We start from the raw sequence: 22,729 nt of genomic DNA, 5'->3' as shown, positions 1-22,729 counted from the left end.
CGGTGGCGCGGCGCGCACATTACGAGGCCGGAAGAATGAAGGCCTTCAGTTTACACGAATTGCTGGGAATTTGCTCAACAATGCAGCACATTTAATCGCAACCGGACACAGCCCGCAACTTGGCGCCGGCGCGGGCGGCGTGGCTGTCAACGATGCTGTGCAACTCGCTGACCATGTTGAGCGTGTGCTCACGGACGAAGCCGGCGGCCATGGCCAGCTCGGCCTTGCCGGTGCCTGCGCATGACTTACAGGTGCGGCTCTCAATCACGCCGGTGCCGCCGCATGGCGCGCAGTTTCCGTCCAGCCAGTGGGCCAACGAATGCTCGGCCACCTTGCGATACAGCTTCTGTGCGGCGTCGGCATCCCAGGCGGTATTCTCCGGCACCCAGCGGCGCGCGCGCCCGCGCTTGATCACTTCTGCAGTCCACAAGCGCAGCAGCTGCGCAAGGTTGCCGGCGTTGCCTTCGAAGGCCTGGCGCGCGAGCGGATCGGCGAACTTCACGCGATGCAGCAGCGCCCCCAGATCGCCCGATACCTCAGCAGCAGCGAAGGCGGCGGCGAGCAGGGGCTCGGCCTGGTGGTGGCGCTCGTCGTCCTTGAGATTCGTAGCGCTCAAAGCGTGGACATAACGATCTGCGAATCCCATGGTAACTCCTCTATATAGACCTGCTGAGGTTACCATTCGCACGGGAAATTAATGCCTGTTCCGAACTTTTCCAAATGACAATATGTCGTAGTTCAGCACATCTTAGAACTCCTCGACGGCCCAGCCGCCGCCCTCCTTTCTCGGCTTCACCTGGATCGCGAGGAAGCGCATCGGGTACATGTCGGCGGCGATCTTGATCTTCGCCCGCGCATCGTCCTGCCAGTAACCCTTCACTTCGTGCATCTCCAGCGCGCCATCAGCCAGCATGACAGCGAAGTCCGGACTGTAGAACGTGTTGTCCGCCAAGCGCAGTTTGATCCCTTCGAACTTGTACCAGGCTACCTCGCCTGCCGCGCGGCGCGCCTCCAGCGTCGCGCAATAGGCCTGCTCGGTCTTGTTCATGGCACCGGTCTTGAGGCGGCCCAGCGCCTGGATTGCCTTCTGCCGGTTCACGTGCCCAGCCCGTTGAAGGTGATGGTGCAGTGCGTCGGCTTGCGGTCGGCGTAGCGGTCGATGATATCGGCGGAGGCGGCGTTGAGGGCCGGGTAGAACGGCGCCGCGCGCGGCGGGCGGTCGTCCGTGAACTTCCCCTGCATCATCGCGTCACGGAGCACCACCAGCGAGGTGATCGCCTTCGTAACGTGCGACATGCCCGAATCCGGGTCCAGGTCCTCGCCCTCCCACCAGGCCATCAGATGGCGCATCACGCCGTCGTAGTAGACGGAGCCGCGCACGCCCACCACACGGTAATTGTGCCGTCCGTACTTGCTGGCGCCCTCCAGCATCGCCACGCCGATCTCGGCCAGCACCGTGGCCGGCACGGTTGACATTGGCACCTTGCGCACGCCGACCAGGTCCTTCGGGTTGGTCAGCTTCTCGCCGTCGGGCGCGTGGAGTGGTTGCTTTTCATGTGAATCAATCATTTCATCCCTTCGTTTCAGTTTTGACATCTTGTTTCGCTTGCTGCTTGTCGATCCACGCCTGGCGAGCGTCCCGGCCCGCCCAGTCCCGGCTGAATCGCCGGCACGCCTTGGTGCTCCAGGCGAGGAACGGATTGATCAGCGGGGTGAAGGTGGCGTCGTAGCCCATGCACCGGCCCAGGCCCACCCGGGCATGCTCCGGGTAGCCCTTCATCTTGAAGTGGGTGCACTGGGCGCAGATGTCACCGGCCGGCGCCTTCATGCGGCCCTCGGTGCCGGCGCAGGGCCAACCAGAGCCTTGAGGTTCAGGCCGGCCGGCTTCATCCCTCGCTGCTCGGGCGCGTTCGCGGCTGCGTCGGTCGGGCGGATGCGCGCCGGTGGCGCCGGGGGCTTGCCGCCATTGTCGATCGCCTCACGGATGCGGGACTCCCAGGCCGCCGCGGATTCGCCCATGCGCGCGGGCCCGACACCAACCTCGTTCGCCTTGGCCAGCTTCGCCGCCTCGCTCGTCCACCATGGTGCAGTTGCGGCCGGCTTCGGCGCGGCTGCGGCATCGCGCTGGATCGTCAGCCGGTCCCAGTGCTCGCGGAGCTTCGCCGGGCTGAGGATGTTCCCGCGCCAGAAGGGGATGGTGTGCGCCCACTGCAGCAGTTCGCAGATTTCGCGGTGCGTGCAGCCGTCGCGTTCGCGCATCAGGCGCACATCGTTCGCCCACGCCTTGAAGTTCGGTTCCTTGAACTTGGGTGCGGTGTTGAGGATGGCGCCGTACAGCCAGCGCGCGCACTTCTCGTCATCGTCGTTGGCCTGGCGCGGCGCGCGCGGCGTCTTGGCCTTTGGCGCGCGGTCAGCGGCGTCCAGCAGTTCAAGCAGCGTGGCCGCGTCGACCAGCACGGCCGGCATGGTCTCGGCAATCTGGCGCAGGGATGCACGGTCAACCATGATCCGCCTCCCCGCTGCGCAGTTTCAGTTGCCACTTCGCCAGCTCGCCCGCAACCCACTCGACACCCTTGGCGGTAAATTTGGCCGTGTTGAAGGCGTGCCCGTTGCTCTGCGCGGTGCCAGCGCGCATTTCGAAACGGCCGGCCTCGATGTGCTGGGCGTGTGCGGTCCACTCGCCGTTCAGCGGGTACATGATCTTCGCCCCATGGAGAAATCGCCGGAACTCGGGCTCTTTCACCTGCAGCAGCTTCGCCACCTGGCGGAAGGTCATGAGGCCAGTGGATTCGACGTAGCGGCCGACGAACTCCACCGCCGGCGCCGCGGCCTCCAGCTGCGCAGCCTGGGCGGTGATGATGTCCTGCTGGTCGGCGGCCAGGCGCAGCGCGTCGGCGAAGGTCTTCGGCAGCGCCGGCGCCGGCTCTGCGGCCTCCAGCTCCATCCAGCGATCAACTAGACGACCGGTGAACTCTGGCGACAGCCGCGCCACCAAGATGTGCGAGTCGCGCTTATTGAGCCGGAACTCCGTAAATTCTCGTCCGTTCGCTAACTCATTGATTACACGGCATTCCTCAATCTGAGGAGTGACCCCTGACGCCTTCAGGTCGTAGCAGACCCGCAATACATTATCGTGACGCTTGCCGGTCATCTCAGCGATATCCCGGCTGGACATCGTTGCGCTGGCGGCGGCGCCAAACTGCATTGTCAACATGCTTCCCATATCGTTTCCTTTCCAGTATCGGAGCCGCGTCAGGCGGCTTCCTTCGCCAGTTCACCCATGACGCTGGTCGAGTTGATGTGGTGGCGCACGCGCCGGTCGACCTCGCGGCATGCACGCTCCACGTCGATCGCACGGACGTTTTCTAACTGAGCATCGTGGCATTCCAGACCCTCGCGGATCGCATTGAGCTCGTCGCCCCGCATGATCACGCGATCCAACTTGACGATGCGCTTGCCCACCTCGAGCAGCGCATCGCGCGCGGCGATCGTGACCTGGCGGAACTCGTTGCCGATGCCCTGCTCGCACATGACGTTGGCCATGTTGATCGCGCCGACCAGCAGGTCCCAGCCCTCCCGGGTGCCGGCGCCCTGCGCCATGTCGGCCAGGGCCTTGTGGCTGCGGATCTGGATCAGACGGAGGTGCTCGATGTGGTCGCCGCTCATTCCACCGAAAATGGTGGTCAGGACGTTGCGGGCGACGTATTTCGGGCGGTACGGCTTGTTTCGACGCTTTTTCATACAGCCTCCTGTGGCGCCGCGCCCGAGTTCAAGTGTTTCCAGCCCTCACCCTTCCGCACACGGTAAAAGTGGGTCAGGCTGATGCCGAGGCTTCGGCGTGCGTCTGAGAACGAGATCTCGCCAGCCCGGATTCGACGAATATCGGCTTCCGAATACTTGGCCATGACGTGATCCTCCCCACGGTCGTAGGTGCCGTGCTTGAGTCGATCGTGGTTGTTGGCCAAGTGGGTATCCCAACGCAGATTCTCGATGCGGTTATCGTCCGACTTACCGTTACAGTGGCAAGCCTCAAGCCCTGCAGGCGGCAGGCCCACGAAGGCCATGAGCACTGCACGATGCGCCTGCAGCTTGATCCGCTTCCCGTCGACACCAATGCTTACGCACAAATAGCCCTTCTGATCGGGGATCAACTTAAGCTGGCGGGCTGAGTAGGTATAGGGCCACGGCTTGCTAGATCGGGAGTGCGGCTTGATGATGGTCCGCTGCTTTACCCGAACATTTCCCAAGCTGGACGCCTCATAGTGCCCGCCGAAGCCAGGGATCGGCTTCCAAATTTCAATGGTCATGGCATCAGCCCTTTCGATTTCAGAATTCCTTGACTCTCGGCTCGGGCGGCGTCGAAGCGCTCATCGACCGATTCCCGGCTCGCACCGCTGGCCGCATACCCGCCGTCCAGCCACGCGTGGCAGTCAGAGCACCCGTAACAGCCTTGCTCGTCCGGAGCCTTCAAGCTCATGCCCTTGCCATCCGCCAGGCGGTTGGAGTGGCACCAGACGGTGGTCTCCGGGTTGCGATTGCAGATGCCAGGGAAGCGCAGCGTGCATTCTTGGTTATGCGCCGAGGCACGGATCGGCGTCATCTTCGGGCGCCGTGACTTCATTGACCTCGCTAACTTCGGTGCACGGGCGCGGGCCTTGGTCTGGGTGGCGGCAACGCGCAGCAGGCCGGCGCTGGCGGCTGGGGTCTTGAAGCCGGTTCCGCGCGACATCGCCGTCTTGCGCTGCAGCGGCTTGCCTGGGTTGAGGGGTGAGCGGCGCATCATGCTAAGATGCCTTTATGACAACCAAGCTCAGCCATTCCAAGCGTTTCGCACCCCTCTACCTGCTCGGCGCCGCCGATGCACTCGCTCTGTTTATCGCGCGTACCTTCGTATCCCCACACAATTTCGACTGGCCAGCGTGGGTACAAGCGGTAGGCTCGATCTCGGCCATTCTTGTTGCTGTGTGGGTAAGTTGGGACCAAGCTGCCCAACAGCGTTTGCGCGATGACGAGCGAGATAATGCAGAGATATCTGGCGTGCTCCAGAGCCTCAAGTCCGAGGTAGAAACCAGCCTTGCGTACTTGGAACGAGAGGTGCTTCCAGTCCTCAACCACATTGAAGTTGGAAATCCGATTCGTTATACCTTCGGTCTTCCGGAATATCCCTTCCCAATTTTCGACAAGCTCATACCGAAACTCGGCGTCATTCCTGACCCGCGCATTCAACGCGAAATAATCCACACCTACGCTGCCGCCAAAAGCTTGGCGATCACGGCGCAAGTTCATAACACGCTGGCCGAGGAGCTTGATGAGGTGGAAATCCGATATCGAGCGAATCCTCCGCGCGCTGCTGATGGCGAGTTCGCCGGCGCACTCCGGGGATTGACCATGTACGGGCACACACTCCGAGCAGCCTTCAACCCAACAATCGCCGAAATGCGCACTCTTCTGGCCACTCTTTCTCGCGCGTGCCCGGATGTATAGCTTGATGCCCATGACTATGCCTTGTGAACGGAGTGGCCATTACGCACCGACCAGGCTGGAATGTCCTGACGGATGCCGCGCGCGTTCGGGATGTACTTGCGGCTCAGCGGCGGCTGGGTGTACGCCGTCGGCGCGCGCGACACCGCGATCTGGCCGACATACTCGACTTTCACCAGGCCTTCGAGCTTGTCGTAGTGCGCGCGGGCGAACTCGCTGCAGTTGATCAGGTCGTTCTGAGCCAGGGTGAACCAGCCGCTGCTCAGGCAACGCTGAATCAGTTCACCGCGGCCTTCCTTGCGCACGCTGTCGCCCATCGCCTTGAACAACGCGTCTTCGGTTTGCGGACCATGCCGGTACAGGTACGCCCCGGCCGAGTGCGGGAAGGTGTGCTTGCTCGGCACACGTGGGTTTTGACTGCGCCTGCCCATTACTGAGCCCTCCGAATAGTGAATGGTTCGTACTTGCAGCCGCCAGCGTGAGGCTCGCCCTGGAGGCGGCCGCAGGCGATGCAGCGCGGTACGGTGCTGTGGATGTAGGTAGTGGCGATCAAAGTTCTGCCTCCGAAAACAGCCGCGGCTGCACGGCGCCGTTCTGGTAGACGGTGTCCATGATCGTGGTCGCGATGGGCTCGTCGCCCTCCCAGCCCTGCGGCCAGGTGCCAGCAGCGATCAGCTCACGAATGCGCCCCTCTTCCTCAGGATTGATCAGGTCGATCTCCGGCCGGCCCAGTGCGCGCGCGGCGGCGTTGATCTCGGCCTGAATGCCCAGCACCCGGTCGAGGCCCATCTGGCGCGCCTCGAGCGTGATCGGCCCCATGCGCTGCGGATTTTTGGCGATGCTGCCGTCCTTCAGCAGCTCGGCGCCGGCCTTGCGCAGCCGGTGTTGCGGCTCGCGCAGTTCGCGCCACAGCGGACGCAGGCCCTTGAGCGGCGCCAGGTACGACCAAGCCGGCAGCAGCAGCACGCTGTCGAGCGCCTTGTCTTCCTGGGCCAGGGCACAGCCGATGCAGCCGGTGCGCGCGTTGATCTCTTCCGCCTCGTCGCCACCATAGGCATCCGCGATCATGGCCGTGCTCCAGTCGCCGAACTGTTCGGCCGGCGCCCAGTGCTTCAGCCACTCCCACACGTGGCAAACGCGCCAGTGGAGCAGCGGCGCCAGGGTGGCCAGTCGCCCGCGCAGGCCCTTCGCGTTTGGCAGCACCTGCTGATACCAGCCCTGGCCGCATTCGGCGCCGTCCTTCCCGCAGCTCATCTCGATGCGGCGATCGCGGATTGCGCTCTCGCCCTGCCGCACGCCGGTGATCATCAGGATCTGGCCGTCGAGCTGGTCGAGGCGGTCGCGCAGGGCCTGCTCCATCGGGTCGATCTTGATCTGGCGGGTGCACCAGCGCAGCGTGTTGTTGTTCGGCGGCGGCACGCCGCGGCCCAGGATGTAGACCATAAAGCGCTTGTCCATGGGCGCCGTCACGACTTCCACGCGGATGCCACGCTCTTCCAGCTCGTCCATGATGTGGCGCGCGGCCACGGCCAGCGGGATCAGCTCCTGACGCGTGTCGGCGTAGAACACGGTGATCGACTTCGGGCGCGCGATCTTGCCAGTGTCGAGGAGCCAGATGATCAGCGTCAGCGTAGCCGAGCTGTCCTTGCCGCCCGACCATGCGATGCCCCAGTGTTCGTGCGAGGCCCCGTAGGCCTGCAACGATTGGATCGTCAGCTCGATGGATTCGGTCATCTGCAGGCGCTGCGCGCCGGCACCAAAGATATCGGCCTGGTTCACGCGCGCACCTCATGACGGCCGGCGCCGAAGAATGCGGCCACGAGCGGGTCGCGCATGGCTGGCGCGCGGCTGACGCGGATCGAGAACGGCGCGTCGTCCTGCATGATGTGGAAGCGGCGGCTCGGGTCGCGGCCGGCGATGCTGAGCGCCGACTTCGACTCGCGCGCGGCGCGCACCGGGGCGGTGGTGGCGAGGCTGGCCAGGTATGCCTGGGCCTGCTCCGGGGTGACGGCCAGGGTATAGACGCGGCGAACCACCGACATGGCGCCGTCGACCGGGATCGCCAGGGCGATGACGCCAGCGGCAGTTAGGTCGCCGACGTACTTGCGGGCGCCGGAGGGGCTGAGCTTCAGCACGTCGGCCAGCTCGTCGGCCTGCAGGTCGCGGGTCAGCAGCTCGGTGACCAGGGTGCGCAGGCGCTCCATACGCTGGATGGTCTGGCCGTGGGTTACGTGGTGGGCGCGGGTCATGCCGGAACCTCTTCATTCGCCGTCGGTGCCACTGCAGCAGCAGCTGCGGCTTTCGCGTCGTCGTATTGCTTGATGGCCCAGACCAGGGCAAAACAGCACCACTGGAAGCGGTGAGTGAATACCTGGTGGTCACATTCCCAGAAGTCGACGAACTCGAACGTCTTCTCCCCACCGAACAACGCACTCCAGGCCTCGCTGTCGCTTGCGCAGAACCGGAACTCGTTGGCGGCGTCATAGCTCCGGACGTCGTTGTCGTCGGCGCCGATGACTTCACGTTCCACCGCGGCGCGCAGGTCGTTCATGGCGGTCGTGCACAGTTCGGTTTCACCGATCTCTGCCGCCTCTTCCAGCTCGGCCTTGGCGAACTCCTCGACCCACTGGCGCACGCCGGCGTCGAACTTTGCCTTGCTGAACTCGCGCACGCCATCACCGCGGCTGCGCTGGTCGCCGGCCTCGACCTTCTCGGCCCAGTAGTGATGGTCGATCGCGAACAGGTTTTCCTTGTGCGAGCGGCGGAAGAAATCGAACATGTCGAACAGGCGGGAGAACACGAAGGTGCCCATATCGCCGCTGTAGCAGAGGTAGCCAGGCCAGGTAACCAGGTCGAAGTGCGCGCAGCTCGTATCCGGACGCTTGAACCGAACGTGGCGATGCACGCCGTCGTCGCGGATGATGGTCATGCCGTGGCCAGCTACTTCGCGCAAGAACTTTTCTTGGGTTAGCGCGCTCATGCTGCACCGCCGATCTCGGCCGGGGCCGCAACTGCTTTGAAGTCGGCTTCGGTCAGGGTGTGGCGCAGCACGGTCTCGGCCTTGAACACCGCGTCGCCCGGCCGCAGCCAGTCGTTCGCAGCGATCAGGTCGCGCAGCGAGCAGGCCGAGAACTCTTCGTTGACGACCGACCACAGCTCTACCTCGGCGCGGCCGGTGGTGGCCAGCTGCGTGGCGCCGACCACGGTCAGGCCCAGAGCCTCGGCGCGCTTGACCTGGGCGAACAGGTCGCGCACGGCGGCGTGGTGGTCAGCGTCGACACAGGCGCGCACATCGTCGTGCTCTTCCTGCAGGTAGGTCTTGCCCAGGGTGCGCGCGGCGTTCAGCAGGCCCAGCAGGACCATCTTCCAGTGCGCATCGCGCGTCGCGAACACGGCGTGCGAAGACTGCTCTTCGCCGGTTTGCGCCGGCGTCTGAATTTCTTGTGCTAACATGCGGTTCTCCGTAGTTGTACTTGTTTCAAGAAGCCCGGTTGCCGCCGGGCTTTGTCATTTCTGCTGCACCTTCCCTACATCGACCCTGCCGCGCGGAACTGCTTGCGACGATCGCCCATCAGGGCGCGCAGGTCGCGAATCGACAGCTCGCTCACCTCGTGCATGCGAATCAGCATCGAAGCGCCCACCGGCAGGCGGCCGTGGCGGATCTTGCTGATCACCGGCGGCGCCACTTCCAGCGCAGCGGCAAGGCGTGCATCGTTCTTCAAGCGCAGCGTCGTGATCAGCGTGTCCAGCAGCGCAGCCGGGTTGAACGCCTCGGCCTTTTCGTTCACTGCTGCTGCGGTTGCATTGCTCATCTTTCCTCCGTGTTCTCGTTGTATTGGTGACGGCGTGCCCCGCCGCCTGGGCACTGCTTACGTCGACTGGTGGGCCTGGGCACCGGCCAGCGCCGCCTCAAGCGCGCGCTTGGCTGCCGTGTCGGCCTCGATCGATTCGGTCACTTCCTTGATGGCGGTGCTGAGAGCCTCGGGGGTCGGCGCGCTGATCGCCGCGATCACTGCCGACTTGGCCTCGCCGCCCTCCTTCACCATGGCCTGCAGGTGTGGCAGGCCGTCGAAGCGCGCCGGCGCCACCGCCTCCAGGCTGCGGGCCTCGGCGCCCAGCGGGCGGAACATCTGGTTCAGGCAGTGCAGGCGCACGTCCAGCGGCAGCACAGCCAGGATCGCCGGCACCATGTTGGCCGGCAGCGTGTCGCCCGCGTCGAGCCAGCGGAACAGCTTCTGCGCGGCCTTCTTCGCCTGGGTGTACGTGTCGCCAGTGAAGGTGAACTCCACGCCGGTTGCGGCCTCGCCGCCCAGCTCGGCGTGCGCATCGATCACAGCGGCGCCCACCGCCTCGCGGCTGATGTTCCCGACACGGCGCCAGGCTTCGATCTCGGTGCGCAGGATGCTTGCGATGCCGTTCGGCTGAGGATTGATATTCATGACTTTTTCTAAATAGAAAGTTAATCTAACGACACTGAAGAACTGACCACGACTATGAAAACGACCACACACTGCACTTCGCGCCAATTGCCGCAATGCGCCGAACTGGCTTACAGCTTTGGCGCCGGCGCGGCTACTGGCAGCGAGTCGGAGGCGCGCCGCCGGGGCGCGGGATTGGTGGACTCAAGAGTCGCAAACACTTCAGGCCTTGCAAGGCGAAGGAATCGCAGCTGAGGCTTCGGGATGCCATTGACCCTCCACTGCGATACTGCGGAGTCGGTCACGTCACACATCTGTGCAACCTTTGATGTCCCGCCCAGGGCATCGATGATCTCGTCAGGCGTCAGGTCTTTATCCATGTCGATACTTTAGCCTACTAAAGTTGAACATGCAAGCACGCTAAAGCGAAAAACATTTAGAGTGCTAAATATGGATGACTTAGCAATACGCCTGAAGCAGGTGATGAAAGAACTGAATCTCACGACCAATGCTGAGCTCGCTGATTTCTGCGGGGTTTCGCAAGGCCTCGTGGCTCAATGGTTCTCGGGAATGACGAAACTCGGCCCGAAGCCTTTGAAGGCATTCGGCCGGACTCAGTTCAGCCTAGACTGGCTCACCGATGGAAAGCTCCCGAAATATCGCGCTCCAGTGGCTGAGCCAGGCTCGGACGTTGACGACGCGCCGGCAATCGTCGCTACCCCGCGGTTGATCCCAGTGGCCGGGCGCGTACAGGCCGGCGCCGACGGGCTGCTTCACATCGACGATTTCCCCCCGGAGCACCCGGAAGGCTATATGGCCTGGTACACGTCCTGCGTTGAGGCCTACGCGCTGCGCGTGCGCGGCGAGAGCATGAGCCCTCGGTACCTCCCGGGCGAGTTCGTGGGCGTCGATCCTTGCGCCGATGTCTTCCCCAGCGACGAGGTGATCGTGCTGCTTGAGGACGGGCGCCGAATGATCAAACGGCTGCTGTGGAAGCGAGATGAGCAGGCATGCTTTGAATCGGTGAACAAAGACTTCCCGAACATCATTGTCGACATCGAGGAGATCACCGCGCTCCACCTGGTGCTGGGCCATATTCCGAAATCAGCGTTCAGGCCCAGCGTGTGAAAGTGCAGACCGCATCTTTCTCGCCACATGGCGCACCGGTTCGAGTCGCAATAGTCGATCCGCAATGGCTTCAGCCAGGCCCGGGCAGCCAATTATTGGCCCAGCTACAGAAGTACTTCCCGCTCGAGCCCATCATGCTGGTGTCTGTGGAGAGGGATGGCTTCGCCGCCTATGCACCGTTCCAGACCCACACGTTGCTGGCCCTGCTACAGCTCGAGCAGCTCACGCTGCGCGAGATCGATTTGAGCGTTCCTCCGGTCGAGAAAGACGAGCCATTACCCTTTTAGGCGCTACGGCACGCCTCGATGCCGCACAGATACGAGTTCAAAATGGCACTGGTTCCATGCAGAGAATGTGGACAACAAGTCAGTACAGAGGCGGCCGCCTGCCCGAAATGTGGAGCGAAGCCGAAACAGCCTATAGGTCGGCTGCCGGTTATCGTGGGGTTGATCCTTGGTGGGTACGTGCTGACCAGCATTCTGCCGGCGACATCCTCTAAGCCCGCCTCGACTACGCCAGATCGAGTTCAGCCAGCGCCGGCCCGCGTAAAAGAACGAACCTTATCCGATGACCGTTTCCAGGCGACCGCACGCGTTCTGGCCCTGATCAAATCAAGCATGCGCGATCCTGATTCTTTGAAGTGGGATCAGATCCTTTCCAACGACGATGGCACCGTCGTGTGCGTAACGTACCGGGGAAGAAATGGGTTCGGCGGGATGAACTTTGAACACGCAGCCTATACCAAAGGCGCGATCAGCACCACGTCGAAGGCATGGAACAAGAATTGCGCGAAGCAGTCACTGCACGACATGAAGTATGCGGCTTTCGCTTTGAAGTAGGCGCAGCGGCACGCCTGGATGCCGATACCGGAGTCAACCTTGAAACTCGAAACCAAGTGCCCGAAGTGCGGTGGCAACCTCGTCAAGAACACCGCTGAACTCGATCTCGACAACGACGTCACCTGCTCTGCCTGCGGACATACCGCCAAGCTCGACAAGTTCATCACCCGAGCCTCCCGCGACCGCCTCCAGAAGGCGGTCAATGATGCCGCTATCAAGGCGTTCTCGAACATCCGGGGTTTCAAGAAGTGACACGACCCACTCCAGCTTCCGCTGGAATAACCCCATATCTGCTGTCAGAGTAATAGCTTCCATCAAATCCTCCAGGCCCCGTCAGTCGGGGCTTTTTTCGTCCATGCAATAGCGCCCAGCGCCACTGCTGGCTATATACGCCCGGCCTGCTGCAGCTGATCGACCACGCGCTTACATGCGCAGTCGATCAAGTATTCCTCGCGTGCGGTCAGTGCCACAGCAGGCGCCGGCTGCGGGCGCTCGGCGCCATCCAGCCCTCGGCGGGCACGCGCGGCCGTTGCTGAGTTCGCGCAGCCGATTTTTTCCTGCAGCTGGTCCAGCATCGCCTGCGTGATCGCCATAGCGCCAAGCCTTGTTGCCCAGCCCTTCACGAGAGGGTACGGCACTCCGAATACTTCAGCCTCGATTCGCGTCAGCGCTTTCACCGAGCCGCGGCGTTCCAGGTAGACAGCGAGGGTCAAATTTTCGGGCATTTTCGGGCCTTTTTTTCTGCGCACCCTCTATAGGTACTGTTGAGGTTCTTGTTCTTGGCTGATCAACCAGGTGTTCTAGGGTTATCGGTTTTGCTTGATCCCAGCAGAGCCTCGGTTCCAGAGCGGCACCCTCCCTAAAGGCCAGTCAAAAAGACTCGCTTTCGTGGAGAGCGCCTGCATCCCATGCTTTCGCCTTCGGACACTTTCGCTTTTCGCAGACTTTCCAGGTGCTTCCACCTGTTCCCCCGGCGCGCTCTACGAACTACCACCCACGCGTTGCCCTTCCGGCTTCCTTGGCATCTTCAGCCTGGGCGTCGGCGGTTTCCCCTCCCTACCCCAAACTTGCGACCGCCGACTTTAGGCGATGACAGGATCGTACCATAAACTTTAGCGAACTAAAGAAAATTCTTGCATTGATTAGTTTAGTAAGCTAAAGTTGCACTCATCGAAGCAAGGCCACTAAGACAGTTGCAATGAAGGAAGAACCGATGGGCACTACGAACGAAACCGAGATTGACCAGCAGGACTGGAGCCGCGCCGACCGCACCGTCGCCGGACTGATGCTTGCCTGCGCGCTGGGCTTCATTGCCGGCGCTGTAACCGCGCTGTGGAGCTGACCATGACGACCTGGACCCAGGAGTATCTGAAGGGCGCGATCCGCGACGAGATCGCCCTGGCTGCCGTGCACCCGAAGTGGGGCCGCCGGTTCACGGCGCCGGTCTCGCCGACCTTGGAGACGGACCTGTGCCTGCCGGCTCGTGGCGGCAGCCTGCAGAGCGCCGGTGCGCAGCGCCTGGCCTTCTCCACGCAGCCGAGGACGCCGCCGCGCTGGCGTCGGAACTGGAAGGCGGCCGGCGAGCTGTCGACCGAATTGGGCCTGAGCGTGCGCCACGACCTGGAAGAAGGAACTGTGTCGGCCGGCACCGGCAGCCGCCGGCGCGACGTCACCGAGGCCTATGCCGACCACCCGACGAAGGACGCCGCCACCTGGGCCGCGATCGTCCGGGCTGCGATTCAAGTTTGCACCGAGGCTCGCGAGAGCCACTGACCACCAACTAGGGAGAACACCATGCGCTTTCGAATCACGGTCCGCGATGAGAACGATCGCCCTGAGACCTACACCGCCATTGGCGACCGCGCCGCGCTGGAAGCGGCAGCCTACGACGCCGGCGCCATGGGCGTGACCGTGGTGGTGCTGCCATGACCGAGCGCCAGATCTCTGCCCGCGTGGCCTCGTACGCGATTCGCTGCCTGACCGCCATCGGCCTGGTGCTCGCGATCCTCTACACCCAGGCCTTTGTGGGGCAATCGTGACGGCGCGGCGCAAGCGCGGGCCCTGGTCCGGCGCCGGCATGACGCGGCTGGAGCGCCAGCTCGGCGGCAACACGGCGCAGGACCGCCAGGACATCGCCACGGCCGCGGCTGTCCCGCGCGGCCAGCGCTACCGCCAGGACATGGCCAACATAACCACCGCAGCACCGGCGCCGAAGAGCGCGGATCCCGAACAGAACAAATAACCCATCAACCACCAGGCGAGAGAACATGGACACCACGAACAGCAGCGAGAAACCACAGCGGCGCGTCAAGCACGGCCAGCGCCCGACCGAGCCCCTTGCCGACTGGCCGGCAGAGTTCGGCGCCGCCGGCGCGGAGCAGCCTGCCGCTACCTCGGGCGATGCCCCGGCCGACCTGCAACAGCTCAAGGCGCTGGCACTGGCGGCAACGCCAGGACCGTGGACAGCAACCCATTGGAACGGCCATGCACCGACGACCGTCATGCGCACCGGTACGACTATGGCCATCGCCGAGACAACCGGATTTGGCCGGGACTCAAGTGAATGCGCGCCAGACGCCGCCTACATCGCCGCTGCCAACCCTGCCGTTGTTCTCGGCCTGATCGCCCGCATCGAGAGCGCCGCAGCTCCTGCACCGAGCGACTGCTCAAACTGCTTTGACGGCAAGACCGAGTTCGATCACGTTTGCCCGACCTGCAAAGGTTCCGGTCAGGCTCCTGCTACCACATCGGGCGATGAGCTGCCGCCGAGCCAGATCACGAACACGACCAGCGCGCGCAAGTTCATGGACGCATGGCACCGCAAGCACTTCCCTACCGATCGCACGTTCTCGCGCTACATCATGGCTGACCCGGCGCGCTCGAACCCGCTGGCCGGCGACTTTGCGTGGCAACTCGCAAAAGCTCTGGAAGCGATGGAGGCCCGTGCCGCAGCATCTGCCTCCACCAAGCCGACCGCCGACCTCGACACCATGTTGGCAGTTATCGAAAAAGCCGCAGCCACTGTGCGCGCGTTCGGGACCGGCCAGATGACAGCCGGCGACGCATATGCATCCCTTCTCGCCACCAAGCCAGCAGCGTCGCAGGCCGGTCGAATTCTGGCGAGGGTGACGAAGGAGATGCGCGACGCAGGCTTGGTCGAGGCGAACCGGCGCGATTGCGATGCCGACAGCAGCGACGTAGAAATGATCTTCGAAGCCATGCTCGCCGCCACCCCTGCCGCCTCCACTACTGGAGCGGCACAGACTGCAGAACAGGTGCGAATGGCTGAAATCGGCCAGCTGATCGCTACGCAGGACAACCGGATCACCGAGGCGCCGATCTTCGTGGTCGAGCAGAAAACGCCGGTCGTTTCCGATTCCGACTACAACGATTGCCGCGTCGAGTGGCGCGAAACGGAAAACGGCGACTACCAACTCGCCTCGCCGGAGCGTGCCGAGCGCCTGGAAGCACTGCACCGTGCCGGCCGCGAAACGCCTGGCTGGCGGCGCTATGAAATGGCCGACATCTGGACATTCGTTACTGCCTGCTTCACCGAACAGGGTTGCCTCGATTACCTGACGCGCAACGGCCACAACCTGCGCGAAACACGAATCTACGCATACGGCAGCTACCGCAACGAAGAATTCCGCGCCATTCGCAACTTCCTGATGTCGCTGCGCCTCACCCCTACCCATAGCTCGGAGGCAGGCGATGCGTAAGCCGAAAATTCTTGGACTGATTGAGCCTCAGCCACCGAGCGGGATCATGTACATGCTGGGCGGCGAGTCTTGGCTGCCCGAATCAAAACGCGAGCCGATCCGCCTACACGTCGAGGAATGGGGCAACCTCGGAGCAATGGAGCTGAGGCCAGAGATCGAGCCAAACAAGGCTGGCTTCCGCGTACGTACTACTGACATTATCGCCCCGCAAGGCGCGCTCGGGTTCACTGAAATTGACGGCATTTACTTCTGGACCGACACCGACATGTTCGGGCAAACCGCAGCAGAACGATACAAGGACTGACCCATGACCACCACCCTCACGAACGACCAGATCACCGCAGGCGCAGCCGTACTGGCAATCCCGACTGCGATCCTGCACCTGCCATGCAATCGCACGATGTCGCACTTTGCCACGGTCCATGAGATGAATTCTTACAAGGAAGGACACCGCGACGCGCGTCATGCCGCTGCTGATCTGGTCCTGGCTCGCGCCGATGAATTGAAGGCACTGGCCGCCCCATCCCCGCAGGTAGCGGATATTGCAGCCATCGACCTGAACGCCAGCGCAGGGCAAGCCGCCCCGGCCCTGCCCGAGCACCTGCGCGAGTTCGTAGAAGCAGTAGCGGGACCGGACTTTGACTATATCGACCGTGAGACCGACGAGCGCCTTTGCATCGGATGCAACCAGGCCGCACGATTTGTTGGGATTGGGGAGGGCTTCAAGCTCACGCACGCTGAGGACTGCATCGTATTGCGCGCAAAAGCACTGCTCGCAGCCCAGCCTGCCGAGGGCGCAGGGCAAGCCGGTCAGGTGGCGCTGTCTGAGGGCATGACCAACGAGCAGATGATCCGGCGCGCCATTGCCGAGCTGCGCGCCCTTGCTCCGCAGGAGCTGCGGCAAGCCGGTCAGGTGGCGAGCCCGCGCGAGCACCAACTCGCCGCCGCTCTGGTCGATTTGATGGCCGCCGAAAGTATTGTGCTGACTTGGTGTCGCAATTTCGAGGCGCAAGCCGATTTTCGGGGCAGATTTGCGCGCGCACGCGCTTTGATGTGGGGCGACGGCGTGATCGATGCCGCCCCTACCGAGCGCGCAGCGGCACCGGCAGACCCGCTGGATCAAAAACTTCCATGCGCCATCAGCATCGGTAATGTCGAACTGACCACGAATGACAGGCTGGGCACGCTGGTGAAAATCGCTCAGCAGCTCGACCGCGCCACTCAACAGCCCAGCGCACAGAAAGGCGGTGAAGCGTGAGCCGACCAGTTTGGGGAGCCGCGCCTATCCGCTGCGGAAAGATGAAGTGCAAATGGCGCGGCTATGAGACTGACTTGGTAGAGGTGCCGCACAGGAAAATCAGCGGTGTCAGGCAATCGGTCTGTCCGACGTGCGGCTGCGACAGCTACATGCACATGACGGAGCGCGAGATCGCTGCGTGGGAACGCGCGAAGGCTGCCGCGCAATGACCCGCCCCGGCCTCGCCCTGTGGCTGCTGGCAGCGCTGATCCTCTGGGTCGGCCCGCCGGTCTACCTGCACCTGTACTCGCCGAAGCCTATGCAGTGCCCACCCGAGTGCGCCGACTGCGGCCACTCCTGGGGACCGAGCAATAAGCCGTGGTGCACACCGAAGAATATGGAAGGAATGAAATGAGCGAAGAATTGAAGCCGTGCGCCCAGTGTGGCGGCGACGCACAAACCGACTTCATCGAAGGCGAGACCTACATCATCGAATGCTACCAATGCGGCATGAGAACTGGCTGGGAAGACAGCCCTGAAGATGCGATTGCGGCGTGGAATCGCCGTGCCTCTGTCGCCGCTCGCGAGCTGGACGTAGAGGCCGAGCGCCGGGAGTTCAACGAGTGGTTTGAGCGTGAGAAATTCGGCGGACTGCGCGAAAGCATGTGGGCAGCTTGGGAGGCCCGCGCCGCTCGTAGCGCAGCCCAAGGCACCCAGCCCGAGAGCGCGCAAGTGAGCACCGAGCAGGCCGGGGATGCGTGGATCAGCGTCGAGGACGAGCGCAAGCCGGATTTCGGCGAGGCGGTGTTGTTGTACGTGCGCACGCAAAAGCGCGGCTGGCTGGACGACATCGAATGCCAGAGCGAAGGCGCCCAGGTCGAGATGGGCGAATACAGACGCGGCGAGAGCGCCGAAATGTCGTACTTCGATTGCTACGCTTCGCCGATCAGCGACAACGATTGGGTCACGCACTGGATGCCCATGCCAGCTGCCCCATCCCCTAACAATTCGCCGGTAGGCGCAGACAAGGAACCGTAAGATGAGCGCGATTTTTGAATTGGCCTTGCCATCGGAAACGCTGAGCACGGACGAGGTCAGCGAGATTTCCGGCTGCAGCAGGAAAAGTGACCAGATTGACTGGCTTAAGCAAAACGGCTGGCACTTCCTGCAAAACCGCGCCGGCGCGCCGGTGATCGGCCGCCTGTACGCTAGACTGAAGCTGGCCGGCATCAACCCGGCCGCGCTCGCGGCGCCGGAGGCAGCCGGCTGGAAGCCAGACCTCTCCCGCGTTCGATAACCAGGACGATAGATGCGACCGAAGACAACCGGCAGGAAGCTGCCGCCGCGCATGCTCGCGCGGAAAAGAAAACTAAAATCGGGCGAGGTCTGGACCGGCTATTACTACAACGGCCGGGATGAGACAGGGAACCGCAAGGAGATCCCGCTCGGCACCGACCTCGCAGCCGCAAAGCGGAAGTGGGCGGAGCTCGAGTGCGTGGAGGTGCCGCCAGATGCATCGATCATGAAGTATGCCTTCGAGCAGTACGAGCGCGACATCCTGCCGAAGAAGAAGGCATCCACCCAGCGGGAAAATCGACTCTGCTTGGCGCAGCTGCGGCCGGTGTTCGACAGCGCGCCGATCGATGCGATTCGGCCGCAGGACATCGCACGGTACAGAGACGCCAGGTCGGCGCCCGTCCGCGCAAACCGCGAGATTGCCCTGCTCTCGCATGTCTTCAACATGGCGCGCGAGTGGGGATTCACCCAGCGGGATAACCCATGCCGCGGCGTCCGGAAGAACAAGGAGAAGCCGCGGGACTATTATGCCGAGGCCGATGTCTGGGATGCTGTGCGCGGCGCAGGCACCGAGGCGTTACGTGACGCGATGGACCTGGCGTACCTGTCGGGCCAGCGGCCTGCGGACGTGCTCAAGATGAATCGGAGTCACATCCGGAACGACGAGCTGCACGTGCTCCAGAATAAAACCCAGCACGCGCTCCGAATCCGCCTGCACGTAGACGGAGCGCCGACGCAGCTGGGCGCGTGCGTGGACCGGCTGCTGACACGCCAGGTGAAGTCGATGAGCGGGGAGCTTATCTGCAACGAGTCAGGGCAGCCGTTGACGATGAAGATGCTGCGCGATCGCTTCGATGCAGCCAGGAGTGCAGCCGCGAAGCAGGCGGAGCGGGTCGGAAAAGCGGACTTGGCTGCACGCATCAAGGCGTTCCAGTTCCGCGATATCCGCCCAAAGGCGGCCAGTGAAATGAGCAGCCTGGAGGACGCGAGCAAGCTCTTGGGTCACACCGACACGCAGATCACGCAGAGCGTCTACCGACGCCTGGGCGAGGTCGTGAAGCCCACGAAATAGATTGGGGTTGCGGAAATCGTTTCCGCAACTGCTTAATTACAGGGCGGTTCGCGAGGCCAATAGCAACGGTGCAGGCAACAAAAAAGCCCTTGAAACACAAGGGCTTATCTGTAAATTCTGGCGGAAGCGGTGAGATTCGAACTCACGAACGGCTCACACCGTCGGCAGTTTTCAAGACTGCTGCCTTCAACCACTCGGCCACGCTTCCTTTGGGGAACCGGCATTATACATAATTCATCGCGGCCCGGGCAGTGCCGCGGCGCAGGCCACGGAAAGCCGCCTACCCCACCAGCAGCCAGTTCTCGCGCAGCCCCTGCTCGAACCTCGCCGCCGGCAGCGGCTTCGCATACAGATACCCCTGCACCTCGTCACACCCGCTGTCGCGCAGGAAGGCCAGCTGGTCCGGCGTCTCCACCCCTTCCGCGATCACCCGATGCCCGAGCTGGCGCCCGATGCTGATGATGGTACTGGCAATCGCGCAGTCGCTGGCGTCGTTCGGGATGCCGGTGGTGAACGAGCGGTCGATCTTCAGCGTGTGGATCGGGAAGCGCTTCAGGTAGGACAGGCTCGAATACCCGGTGCCGAAATCGTCCAGCGACAAGGCCACGCCGAGCGCGTTGATGCGGTCCATGATGCCGATCACACGGTCGATGTCGTGCATCAGCGTGCTTTCGGTGATCTCGAGTTCCAGCCAGCCCGGGTCGAGGGCGTAGCGCGCCAGCGTGTCGGCCACGCGGTTCGGCAGCGACTCGGTGAATTCGCGCGCCGAGACGTTCACGGCCAGGCGGAACGGTCGCATGCCGGCGCGCTGCCATACGGCCGCCTGGGCGCAAGCCTGTTCCAGCACCCACTCGCCCACCTGCACGATCAGGCCGGTGGTCTCGGCCAGCGGAATGAATTCCGACGGCGGCACCACGCCGCGCTCCGGGTGCACCCAGCGCACCAGCGCTTCAGCACCGACGATCCTGTCGGTGCCGATCTCGAACTTCGGCTGGTAGACCAGCATCAGTTCGCCGTGCCCGAGCGCGTGGCGCAGGCCGGACTCGATGCGCATGCGCTCGTGCATGCCCTTGTTCATGTCGAAGCTGTAGAAGGCCACGCTGTGGTCCGGATTCGCATGCCCTTCTTTCGCGCGCGCCATCGCGATGTCGGCCTTGCCGAGCAGGGTGTCGGCATCGAAGCCGTCCTGCGGATAGACGCTGATGCCGACGCTGGCGCCCACGCGCACATCGTGGCCGTCGATCAGGAAGGACGCGTCGAGCGCGGCCTGGAGTTTCTGCGCCACCGTGGTGGCTTCGAAGTGCTGGCGCACGTCGAACAGGCCGATCGCGAATTCGTCGCCCGACAGGTGGGCCACCACGTCCTCCTCGCGCAGGGCGGCGCGAAAGCGCATGGCCACCTGGCGCAGCAGTTCGTCGCCGATGCGCCGGCCCAGGGTGTCGTTCACCAGCTTGAAGCGGTTCAGGTCGATGAACAGCACGCAGCCCGACAGCTCGTTACGCTGGGCCACCATCAGGGCCTGGTCGACCAGGCGCGTGAACAGGGTGCGGTTCGGCAGGCTTGTCAGTTCGTTGTAGTAGGCCAGGTGGTGCAGGCGCTCTTCGGCCAGCTTGCGCTCGGTGATGTCGGTGAGGTAGGCGATCAGGCCGGCCGGGCGGTCTTCCAGGTCGCGCAGGGGCGACAGCGAGAGGCTGGCCCAGAAGATCTCGCCCGATTTCTTGCGGCGCCGGACTTCCATCATGCGCCCGCCCTGCTCGGCGAACAGGTCCGGCTGGCTGTCGCCGGCGTCTTCGTCGGCGTACAGGAACAGGATGTTGCGGCCCACCGCTTCCAGCGCCGTGTAGCCGAACAGGCGCTCGGCGCCGCCGTTCCAGCTGGTGATGTAGCCCATCTGGTCGAGCGTGAGCACCGACTCGTGGATCTGGTCGAGGATTTGCGACTGGTGCGCCAGCTGGGCCTCGACCTGGGCGTAGGCGTGGGTCGCGCGCTGGGCCAGCGAATGCACCTGCAGCAGCGGACCGGCCAGGGCCGACAGGCTGGCCAGCTGGCGCCGGTCCTCGGCATCGTAGTCGTGGCGCCCGGCGACCTCGAAGCTGCCGAAGAGATGGCCGTCGAAGCGGATGTCCTGCTGCAGCGTGTGGGGAGCACTGGAGGCGCCGGCATGCGCCGCCGGTTCCGCGCTTGCATCGGCGGCCGTGAAGCTGCCCTGCGGGCTGGCCAGCAGGGCGCGCGCGATGCGGCCCAGTTCTTCGTGCAAGGCTGCGCCGCGCAGGCGCATGACGGCTTCGCCCAGGGCGGCGCCGGCGGCCGCGAAATCGTGGCTGCGCAGCGCCAGCAGCTCAGACATTGCGGCCCACCTGGATTGCCCAGTGATAGGCGTGCAGCTGGCTGCGCCACCAGGAGCCGGCGTCGACGCCGGCGGCGGCCAGCGCCTGGCCGTGGGCCGCGCCGCCTTCCATCAGGCGCAGGCGTGCGCCGTTGATCCCCTCGCGCCGCAGCAGCGCCGCTTCCACGTGGGCCGGCAGGCACAATTCGCCGACGATCTCGGCCATGTGCATGCCGAGCAGGTGCTCGAGCAGGGAAAAGGCGCCGGTCATGAAGGCGAGGTCCTGCTCGTCGCGGTCGCCGCCATCCATCTTGCACAGCACCTCGAGGCGCGCCGCGCGCAGCGCCGCCTGCGGCAGCAAGGGATTGAGCGGCCCTTCGGCGTCGGTGCGCGCATACAGCAGCAGCTGCAGCCAGCGCTGCAGCTGGCGCCGCCCGAGCAAAGCGATCGCCTGGGCAAAGCCGGTGATCTGGGTGTTGAGGGCGAAGGCCGCCGAGTTGACCAGCTTGAGCAGGTGCCAGGACAGCACCGGGTCCTGCTTCAGCAGGGTTTCGAGCTCGCGCGAATCGGCGTCGCGCGCGAGCAGGGCCAAGAGGCCAAGCAGGCGCCGGCGCGTCGGCACTTCGCTGGCGCCTTGATTCGCCGCGCCGCAGCGTTCCAGGTAGGCGCCGGCGAACCAGGCGAAGCCGGCCTTTTCGCAGGCCTGCATGGCGCGCTGGTCAGGCAGGCCATACGCCAGGTGCGGACCGAACAGCGCCAGCAGCTGGCCGGGCGGCGGCGCGCCGGCGCCGCAGTCGAGAGCCACGGCGCGCAGGGTGGCGGGGCGGGCCACGCCCGGCGCCAGCGCGCCATCGAGCAGGATGCGGTAGCCCTCTTCCTGCAGGGCTGCCAGCTGGCGCGGCGCGCCGTCCTGGGCCAGGGCAGCGGCGTCGATGGCCAGCACCACGCGCTGCGGCGGCAGTTGCTTGAGCAGGGACAAGGGCAGCTGGGCCGGGCCGTCGAGCTGCAGCACGCAGTCGAGCGGCGCGATTGCCGCCAGCAAATCGGGCGAGCCGAACAGCAGAGGCAGCGCGTCGGCGTTACCGGATCGGGCGCGCAAGTCCAGGCCCAGCGCCACCCACTCGTTTCGCCCATTGGCGATCGGGTGCATCTGCACCAGCGGGAACGGGGTCAAGTCCAGGGCGGCCATCGGCTTCCTCTGAGTGAATGATCG

General features: G+C 64.1%; 35 protein-coding genes and 1 tRNA gene. 15 read left to right on the top strand and 21 right to left on the bottom strand.

Annotation, left to right across the window (positions count from 1 at the left end; all coding sequences use genetic code 11):
* Positions 1–91: 91 nt before the first annotated feature.
* The 9 genes from ACWYRN_RS17445 to ACWYRN_RS17405 all read right to left on the bottom strand — a co-directional run bounded on the left by ACWYRN_RS17445 (position 92) and on the right by ACWYRN_RS17405 (position 4,783).
* The gene (locus ACWYRN_RS17445) at positions 92–646 is read right to left on the bottom strand and encodes a hypothetical protein (protein ID WP_488688823.1); all 555 of its coding nucleotides are present in this window, start codon (positions 644–646) and stop codon (positions 92–94) included.
* 102 nt (positions 647–748) lie between these two features.
* Positions 749–1,099 carry a DUF1064 domain-containing protein gene (locus tag ACWYRN_RS17440; RefSeq protein WP_488688822.1) on the bottom strand — a complete coding sequence of 117 codons (351 nt, stop codon included), beginning with the start codon at positions 1,097–1,099 and terminating at the stop codon, positions 749–751.
* On the bottom strand, positions 1,096–1,569 hold the full coding sequence (locus ACWYRN_RS17435; RefSeq protein ID WP_488688821.1) for a dATP/dGTP diphosphohydrolase domain-containing protein: 474 nt from the start codon (positions 1,567–1,569) through the stop codon (positions 1,096–1,098). Before ACWYRN_RS17435 ends, ACWYRN_RS17440 begins: the two co-directional genes overlap by 4 nt.
* 1 nt (position 1,570) lies before the next feature.
* Positions 1,571–1,828, bottom strand: a complete 258-nt coding sequence (locus tag ACWYRN_RS17430) for a hypothetical protein (RefSeq protein WP_488688820.1) — start codon at positions 1,826–1,828, stop codon at positions 1,571–1,573.
* Positions 1,825–2,505, bottom strand: coding sequence for a hypothetical protein (locus tag ACWYRN_RS17425; protein WP_488688819.1), 681 nt, complete (start codon positions 2,503–2,505; stop codon positions 1,825–1,827). Before ACWYRN_RS17425 ends, ACWYRN_RS17430 begins: the two co-directional genes overlap by 4 nt.
* Entirely contained in the window at positions 2,498–3,223 is a 726-nt protein-coding gene (locus tag ACWYRN_RS17420) for a phage antirepressor KilAC domain-containing protein (RefSeq protein ID WP_488688818.1), read from the bottom strand. Before ACWYRN_RS17420 ends, ACWYRN_RS17425 begins: the two co-directional genes overlap by 8 nt.
* Before the next feature lie 29 nt (positions 3,224–3,252).
* Positions 3,253–3,741 (bottom strand): hypothetical protein, encoded by a 489-nt coding sequence (locus tag ACWYRN_RS17415; protein ID WP_488688817.1) that lies wholly within the window; start codon positions 3,739–3,741, stop codon positions 3,253–3,255.
* Entirely contained in the window at positions 3,738–4,307 is a 570-nt protein-coding gene (locus ACWYRN_RS17410) for an NUMOD4 domain-containing protein (protein WP_488688816.1), read from the bottom strand. Before ACWYRN_RS17410 ends, ACWYRN_RS17415 begins: the two co-directional genes overlap by 4 nt.
* Positions 4,304–4,783 (bottom strand): nuclease domain-containing protein, encoded by a 480-nt coding sequence (locus ACWYRN_RS17405; protein WP_488688815.1) that lies wholly within the window; start codon positions 4,781–4,783, stop codon positions 4,304–4,306. Before ACWYRN_RS17405 ends, ACWYRN_RS17410 begins: the two co-directional genes overlap by 4 nt.
* 14 nt (positions 4,784–4,797) lie before the next feature.
* Between ACWYRN_RS17405 and ACWYRN_RS17400 the strand changes: the two genes are divergently transcribed.
* Positions 4,798–5,484: a hypothetical protein gene (locus ACWYRN_RS17400; protein ID WP_488688814.1), complete on the top strand. Its 687-nt coding sequence runs from the start codon at positions 4,798–4,800 to the stop codon at positions 5,482–5,484.
* 14 nt (positions 5,485–5,498) lie between these two features.
* On the opposite strand, the gene ACWYRN_RS17395 is transcribed toward ACWYRN_RS17400, so the two are convergent.
* From ACWYRN_RS17395 to ACWYRN_RS17360, 8 genes are all read right to left on the bottom strand, one after another.
* Entirely contained in the window at positions 5,499–5,885 is a 387-nt protein-coding gene (locus tag ACWYRN_RS17395; RefSeq protein WP_488688813.1) for a hypothetical protein, read from the bottom strand.
* A 145-nt stretch (positions 5,886–6,030) separates the two neighbouring features.
* Entirely contained in the window at positions 6,031–7,260 is a 1,230-nt protein-coding gene (locus ACWYRN_RS17390) for a phosphoadenosine phosphosulfate reductase domain-containing protein (RefSeq protein ID WP_488688812.1), read from the bottom strand.
* Positions 7,257–7,730, bottom strand: a complete 474-nt coding sequence (locus tag ACWYRN_RS17385; protein WP_488688811.1) for an ArsR family transcriptional regulator — start codon at positions 7,728–7,730, stop codon at positions 7,257–7,259. The genes ACWYRN_RS17390 and ACWYRN_RS17385 overlap by 4 nt, the downstream gene beginning before the upstream one ends.
* Positions 7,727–8,461: a hypothetical protein gene (locus tag ACWYRN_RS17380; protein ID WP_488688810.1), complete on the bottom strand. Its 735-nt coding sequence runs from the start codon at positions 8,459–8,461 to the stop codon at positions 7,727–7,729. Before ACWYRN_RS17380 ends, ACWYRN_RS17385 begins: the two co-directional genes overlap by 4 nt.
* Positions 8,458–8,934 carry a hypothetical protein gene (locus ACWYRN_RS17375; RefSeq protein WP_488688809.1) on the bottom strand — a complete coding sequence of 159 codons (477 nt, stop codon included), beginning with the start codon at positions 8,932–8,934 and terminating at the stop codon, positions 8,458–8,460. The genes ACWYRN_RS17380 and ACWYRN_RS17375 overlap by 4 nt, the downstream gene beginning before the upstream one ends.
* 74 nt (positions 8,935–9,008) lie before the next feature.
* Positions 9,009–9,293 (bottom strand): hypothetical protein, encoded by a 285-nt coding sequence (locus ACWYRN_RS17370; protein ID WP_488688808.1) that lies wholly within the window; start codon positions 9,291–9,293, stop codon positions 9,009–9,011.
* Positions 9,294–9,350: 57 nt separating this feature from the next.
* The gene (locus ACWYRN_RS17365; protein ID WP_488688807.1) at positions 9,351–9,920 is read right to left on the bottom strand and encodes a toxin YdaT family protein; all 570 of its coding nucleotides are present in this window, start codon (positions 9,918–9,920) and stop codon (positions 9,351–9,353) included.
* A 110-nt stretch (positions 9,921–10,030) separates the two neighbouring features.
* On the bottom strand, positions 10,031–10,279 hold the full coding sequence (locus ACWYRN_RS17360; RefSeq protein ID WP_488688806.1) for a Cro/CI family transcriptional regulator: 249 nt from the start codon (positions 10,277–10,279) through the stop codon (positions 10,031–10,033).
* A gap of 103 nt (positions 10,280–10,382) precedes the next feature.
* On the opposite strand from ACWYRN_RS17360, the gene ACWYRN_RS17355 reads away from it, so the two are divergent.
* The 4 genes from ACWYRN_RS17355 to ACWYRN_RS17340 are packed head-to-tail and all read left to right on the top strand — an operon-like array spanning position 10,383 to position 12,118.
* Positions 10,383–11,027, top strand: coding sequence for a S24 family peptidase (locus ACWYRN_RS17355; RefSeq protein ID WP_488688805.1), 645 nt, complete (start codon positions 10,383–10,385; stop codon positions 11,025–11,027).
* On the top strand, positions 11,024–11,314 hold the full coding sequence (locus ACWYRN_RS17350) for a hypothetical protein (RefSeq protein ID WP_488688804.1): 291 nt from the start codon (positions 11,024–11,026) through the stop codon (positions 11,312–11,314). Before ACWYRN_RS17355 ends, ACWYRN_RS17350 begins: the two co-directional genes overlap by 4 nt.
* A 42-nt stretch (positions 11,315–11,356) precedes the next feature.
* Positions 11,357–11,866 carry a hypothetical protein gene (locus tag ACWYRN_RS17345; protein WP_488688803.1) on the top strand — a complete coding sequence of 170 codons (510 nt, stop codon included), beginning with the start codon at positions 11,357–11,359 and terminating at the stop codon, positions 11,864–11,866.
* A gap of 39 nt (positions 11,867–11,905) precedes the next feature.
* Positions 11,906–12,118: a hypothetical protein gene (locus ACWYRN_RS17340; RefSeq protein ID WP_488688802.1), complete on the top strand. Its 213-nt coding sequence runs from the start codon at positions 11,906–11,908 to the stop codon at positions 12,116–12,118.
* A 131-nt stretch (positions 12,119–12,249) separates the two neighbouring features.
* Here the strand turns inward: ACWYRN_RS17340 and ACWYRN_RS17335 are convergent, their stop codons facing one another.
* Entirely contained in the window at positions 12,250–12,591 is a 342-nt protein-coding gene (locus tag ACWYRN_RS17335) for a hypothetical protein (RefSeq protein ID WP_488688801.1), read from the bottom strand.
* Between the two features lie 488 nt (positions 12,592–13,079).
* Here ACWYRN_RS17335 and ACWYRN_RS17330 point away from each other — a divergent pair, with 488 nt between their 5' ends.
* The 10 genes from ACWYRN_RS17330 to ACWYRN_RS17285 all read left to right on the top strand — a co-directional run bounded on the left by ACWYRN_RS17330 (position 13,080) and on the right by ACWYRN_RS17285 (position 19,190).
* On the top strand, positions 13,080–13,208 hold the full coding sequence (locus ACWYRN_RS17330; protein WP_488688800.1) for a hypothetical protein: 129 nt from the start codon (positions 13,080–13,082) through the stop codon (positions 13,206–13,208).
* 2 nt (positions 13,209–13,210) lie between these two features.
* Positions 13,211–13,639, top strand: coding sequence for a hypothetical protein (locus tag ACWYRN_RS17325; RefSeq protein WP_488688799.1), 429 nt, complete (start codon positions 13,211–13,213; stop codon positions 13,637–13,639).
* 21 nt (positions 13,640–13,660) lie between these two features.
* Entirely contained in the window at positions 13,661–13,795 is a 135-nt protein-coding gene (locus tag ACWYRN_RS17320) for a hypothetical protein (RefSeq protein WP_305821342.1), read from the top strand.
* Positions 13,796–13,901: 106 nt separating this feature from the next.
* On the top strand, positions 13,902–14,108 hold the full coding sequence (locus ACWYRN_RS17315; protein WP_488688798.1) for a hypothetical protein: 207 nt from the start codon (positions 13,902–13,904) through the stop codon (positions 14,106–14,108).
* Between the two features lie 25 nt (positions 14,109–14,133).
* Entirely contained in the window at positions 14,134–15,585 is a 1,452-nt protein-coding gene (locus tag ACWYRN_RS17310) for a hypothetical protein (protein ID WP_488688797.1), read from the top strand.
* Positions 15,578–15,889: a hypothetical protein gene (locus ACWYRN_RS17305; protein WP_488688796.1), complete on the top strand. Its 312-nt coding sequence runs from the start codon at positions 15,578–15,580 to the stop codon at positions 15,887–15,889. Before ACWYRN_RS17310 ends, ACWYRN_RS17305 begins: the two co-directional genes overlap by 8 nt.
* A 3-nt stretch (positions 15,890–15,892) precedes the next feature.
* Positions 15,893–16,843, top strand: a complete 951-nt coding sequence (locus tag ACWYRN_RS17300; RefSeq protein ID WP_488688795.1) for a hypothetical protein — start codon at positions 15,893–15,895, stop codon at positions 16,841–16,843.
* Between the two features lie 390 nt (positions 16,844–17,233).
* Positions 17,234–17,860 carry a Lar family restriction alleviation protein gene (locus ACWYRN_RS17295; RefSeq protein WP_488688794.1) on the top strand — a complete coding sequence of 209 codons (627 nt, stop codon included), beginning with the start codon at positions 17,234–17,236 and terminating at the stop codon, positions 17,858–17,860.
* Position 17,861: 1 nt separating this feature from the next.
* Positions 17,862–18,119 carry a DUF4224 domain-containing protein gene (locus tag ACWYRN_RS17290; RefSeq protein ID WP_488688793.1) on the top strand — a complete coding sequence of 86 codons (258 nt, stop codon included), beginning with the start codon at positions 17,862–17,864 and terminating at the stop codon, positions 18,117–18,119.
* A gap of 12 nt (positions 18,120–18,131) precedes the next feature.
* Complete coding sequence (locus ACWYRN_RS17285; protein ID WP_488688792.1) at positions 18,132–19,190, top strand: tyrosine-type recombinase/integrase; 1,059 nt, start codon at positions 18,132–18,134, stop codon at positions 19,188–19,190.
* A gap of 118 nt (positions 19,191–19,308) precedes the next feature.
* On the opposite strand, the gene ACWYRN_RS17280 is transcribed toward ACWYRN_RS17285, so the two are convergent.
* From ACWYRN_RS17280 to ACWYRN_RS17270, 3 genes are all read right to left on the bottom strand, one after another.
* Positions 19,309–19,398 (bottom strand) — tRNA-Ser (locus tag ACWYRN_RS17280).
* Between the two features lie 72 nt (positions 19,399–19,470).
* The gene (locus ACWYRN_RS17275; RefSeq protein WP_488688791.1) at positions 19,471–21,537 is read right to left on the bottom strand and encodes a putative bifunctional diguanylate cyclase/phosphodiesterase; all 2,067 of its coding nucleotides are present in this window, start codon (positions 21,535–21,537) and stop codon (positions 19,471–19,473) included.
* Positions 21,530–22,705: an HDOD domain-containing protein gene (locus ACWYRN_RS17270; protein ID WP_488688790.1), complete on the bottom strand. Its 1,176-nt coding sequence runs from the start codon at positions 22,703–22,705 to the stop codon at positions 21,530–21,532. Before ACWYRN_RS17270 ends, ACWYRN_RS17275 begins: the two co-directional genes overlap by 8 nt.
* Positions 22,706–22,729: the final 24 nt, after the last annotated feature.

Source organism: Massilia sp. BAP21 (assembly GCF_057801335.1).
Note: the sequence above shows the minus strand (reverse complement) of the source record. Positions and strands in the feature narration are given on the sequence as shown.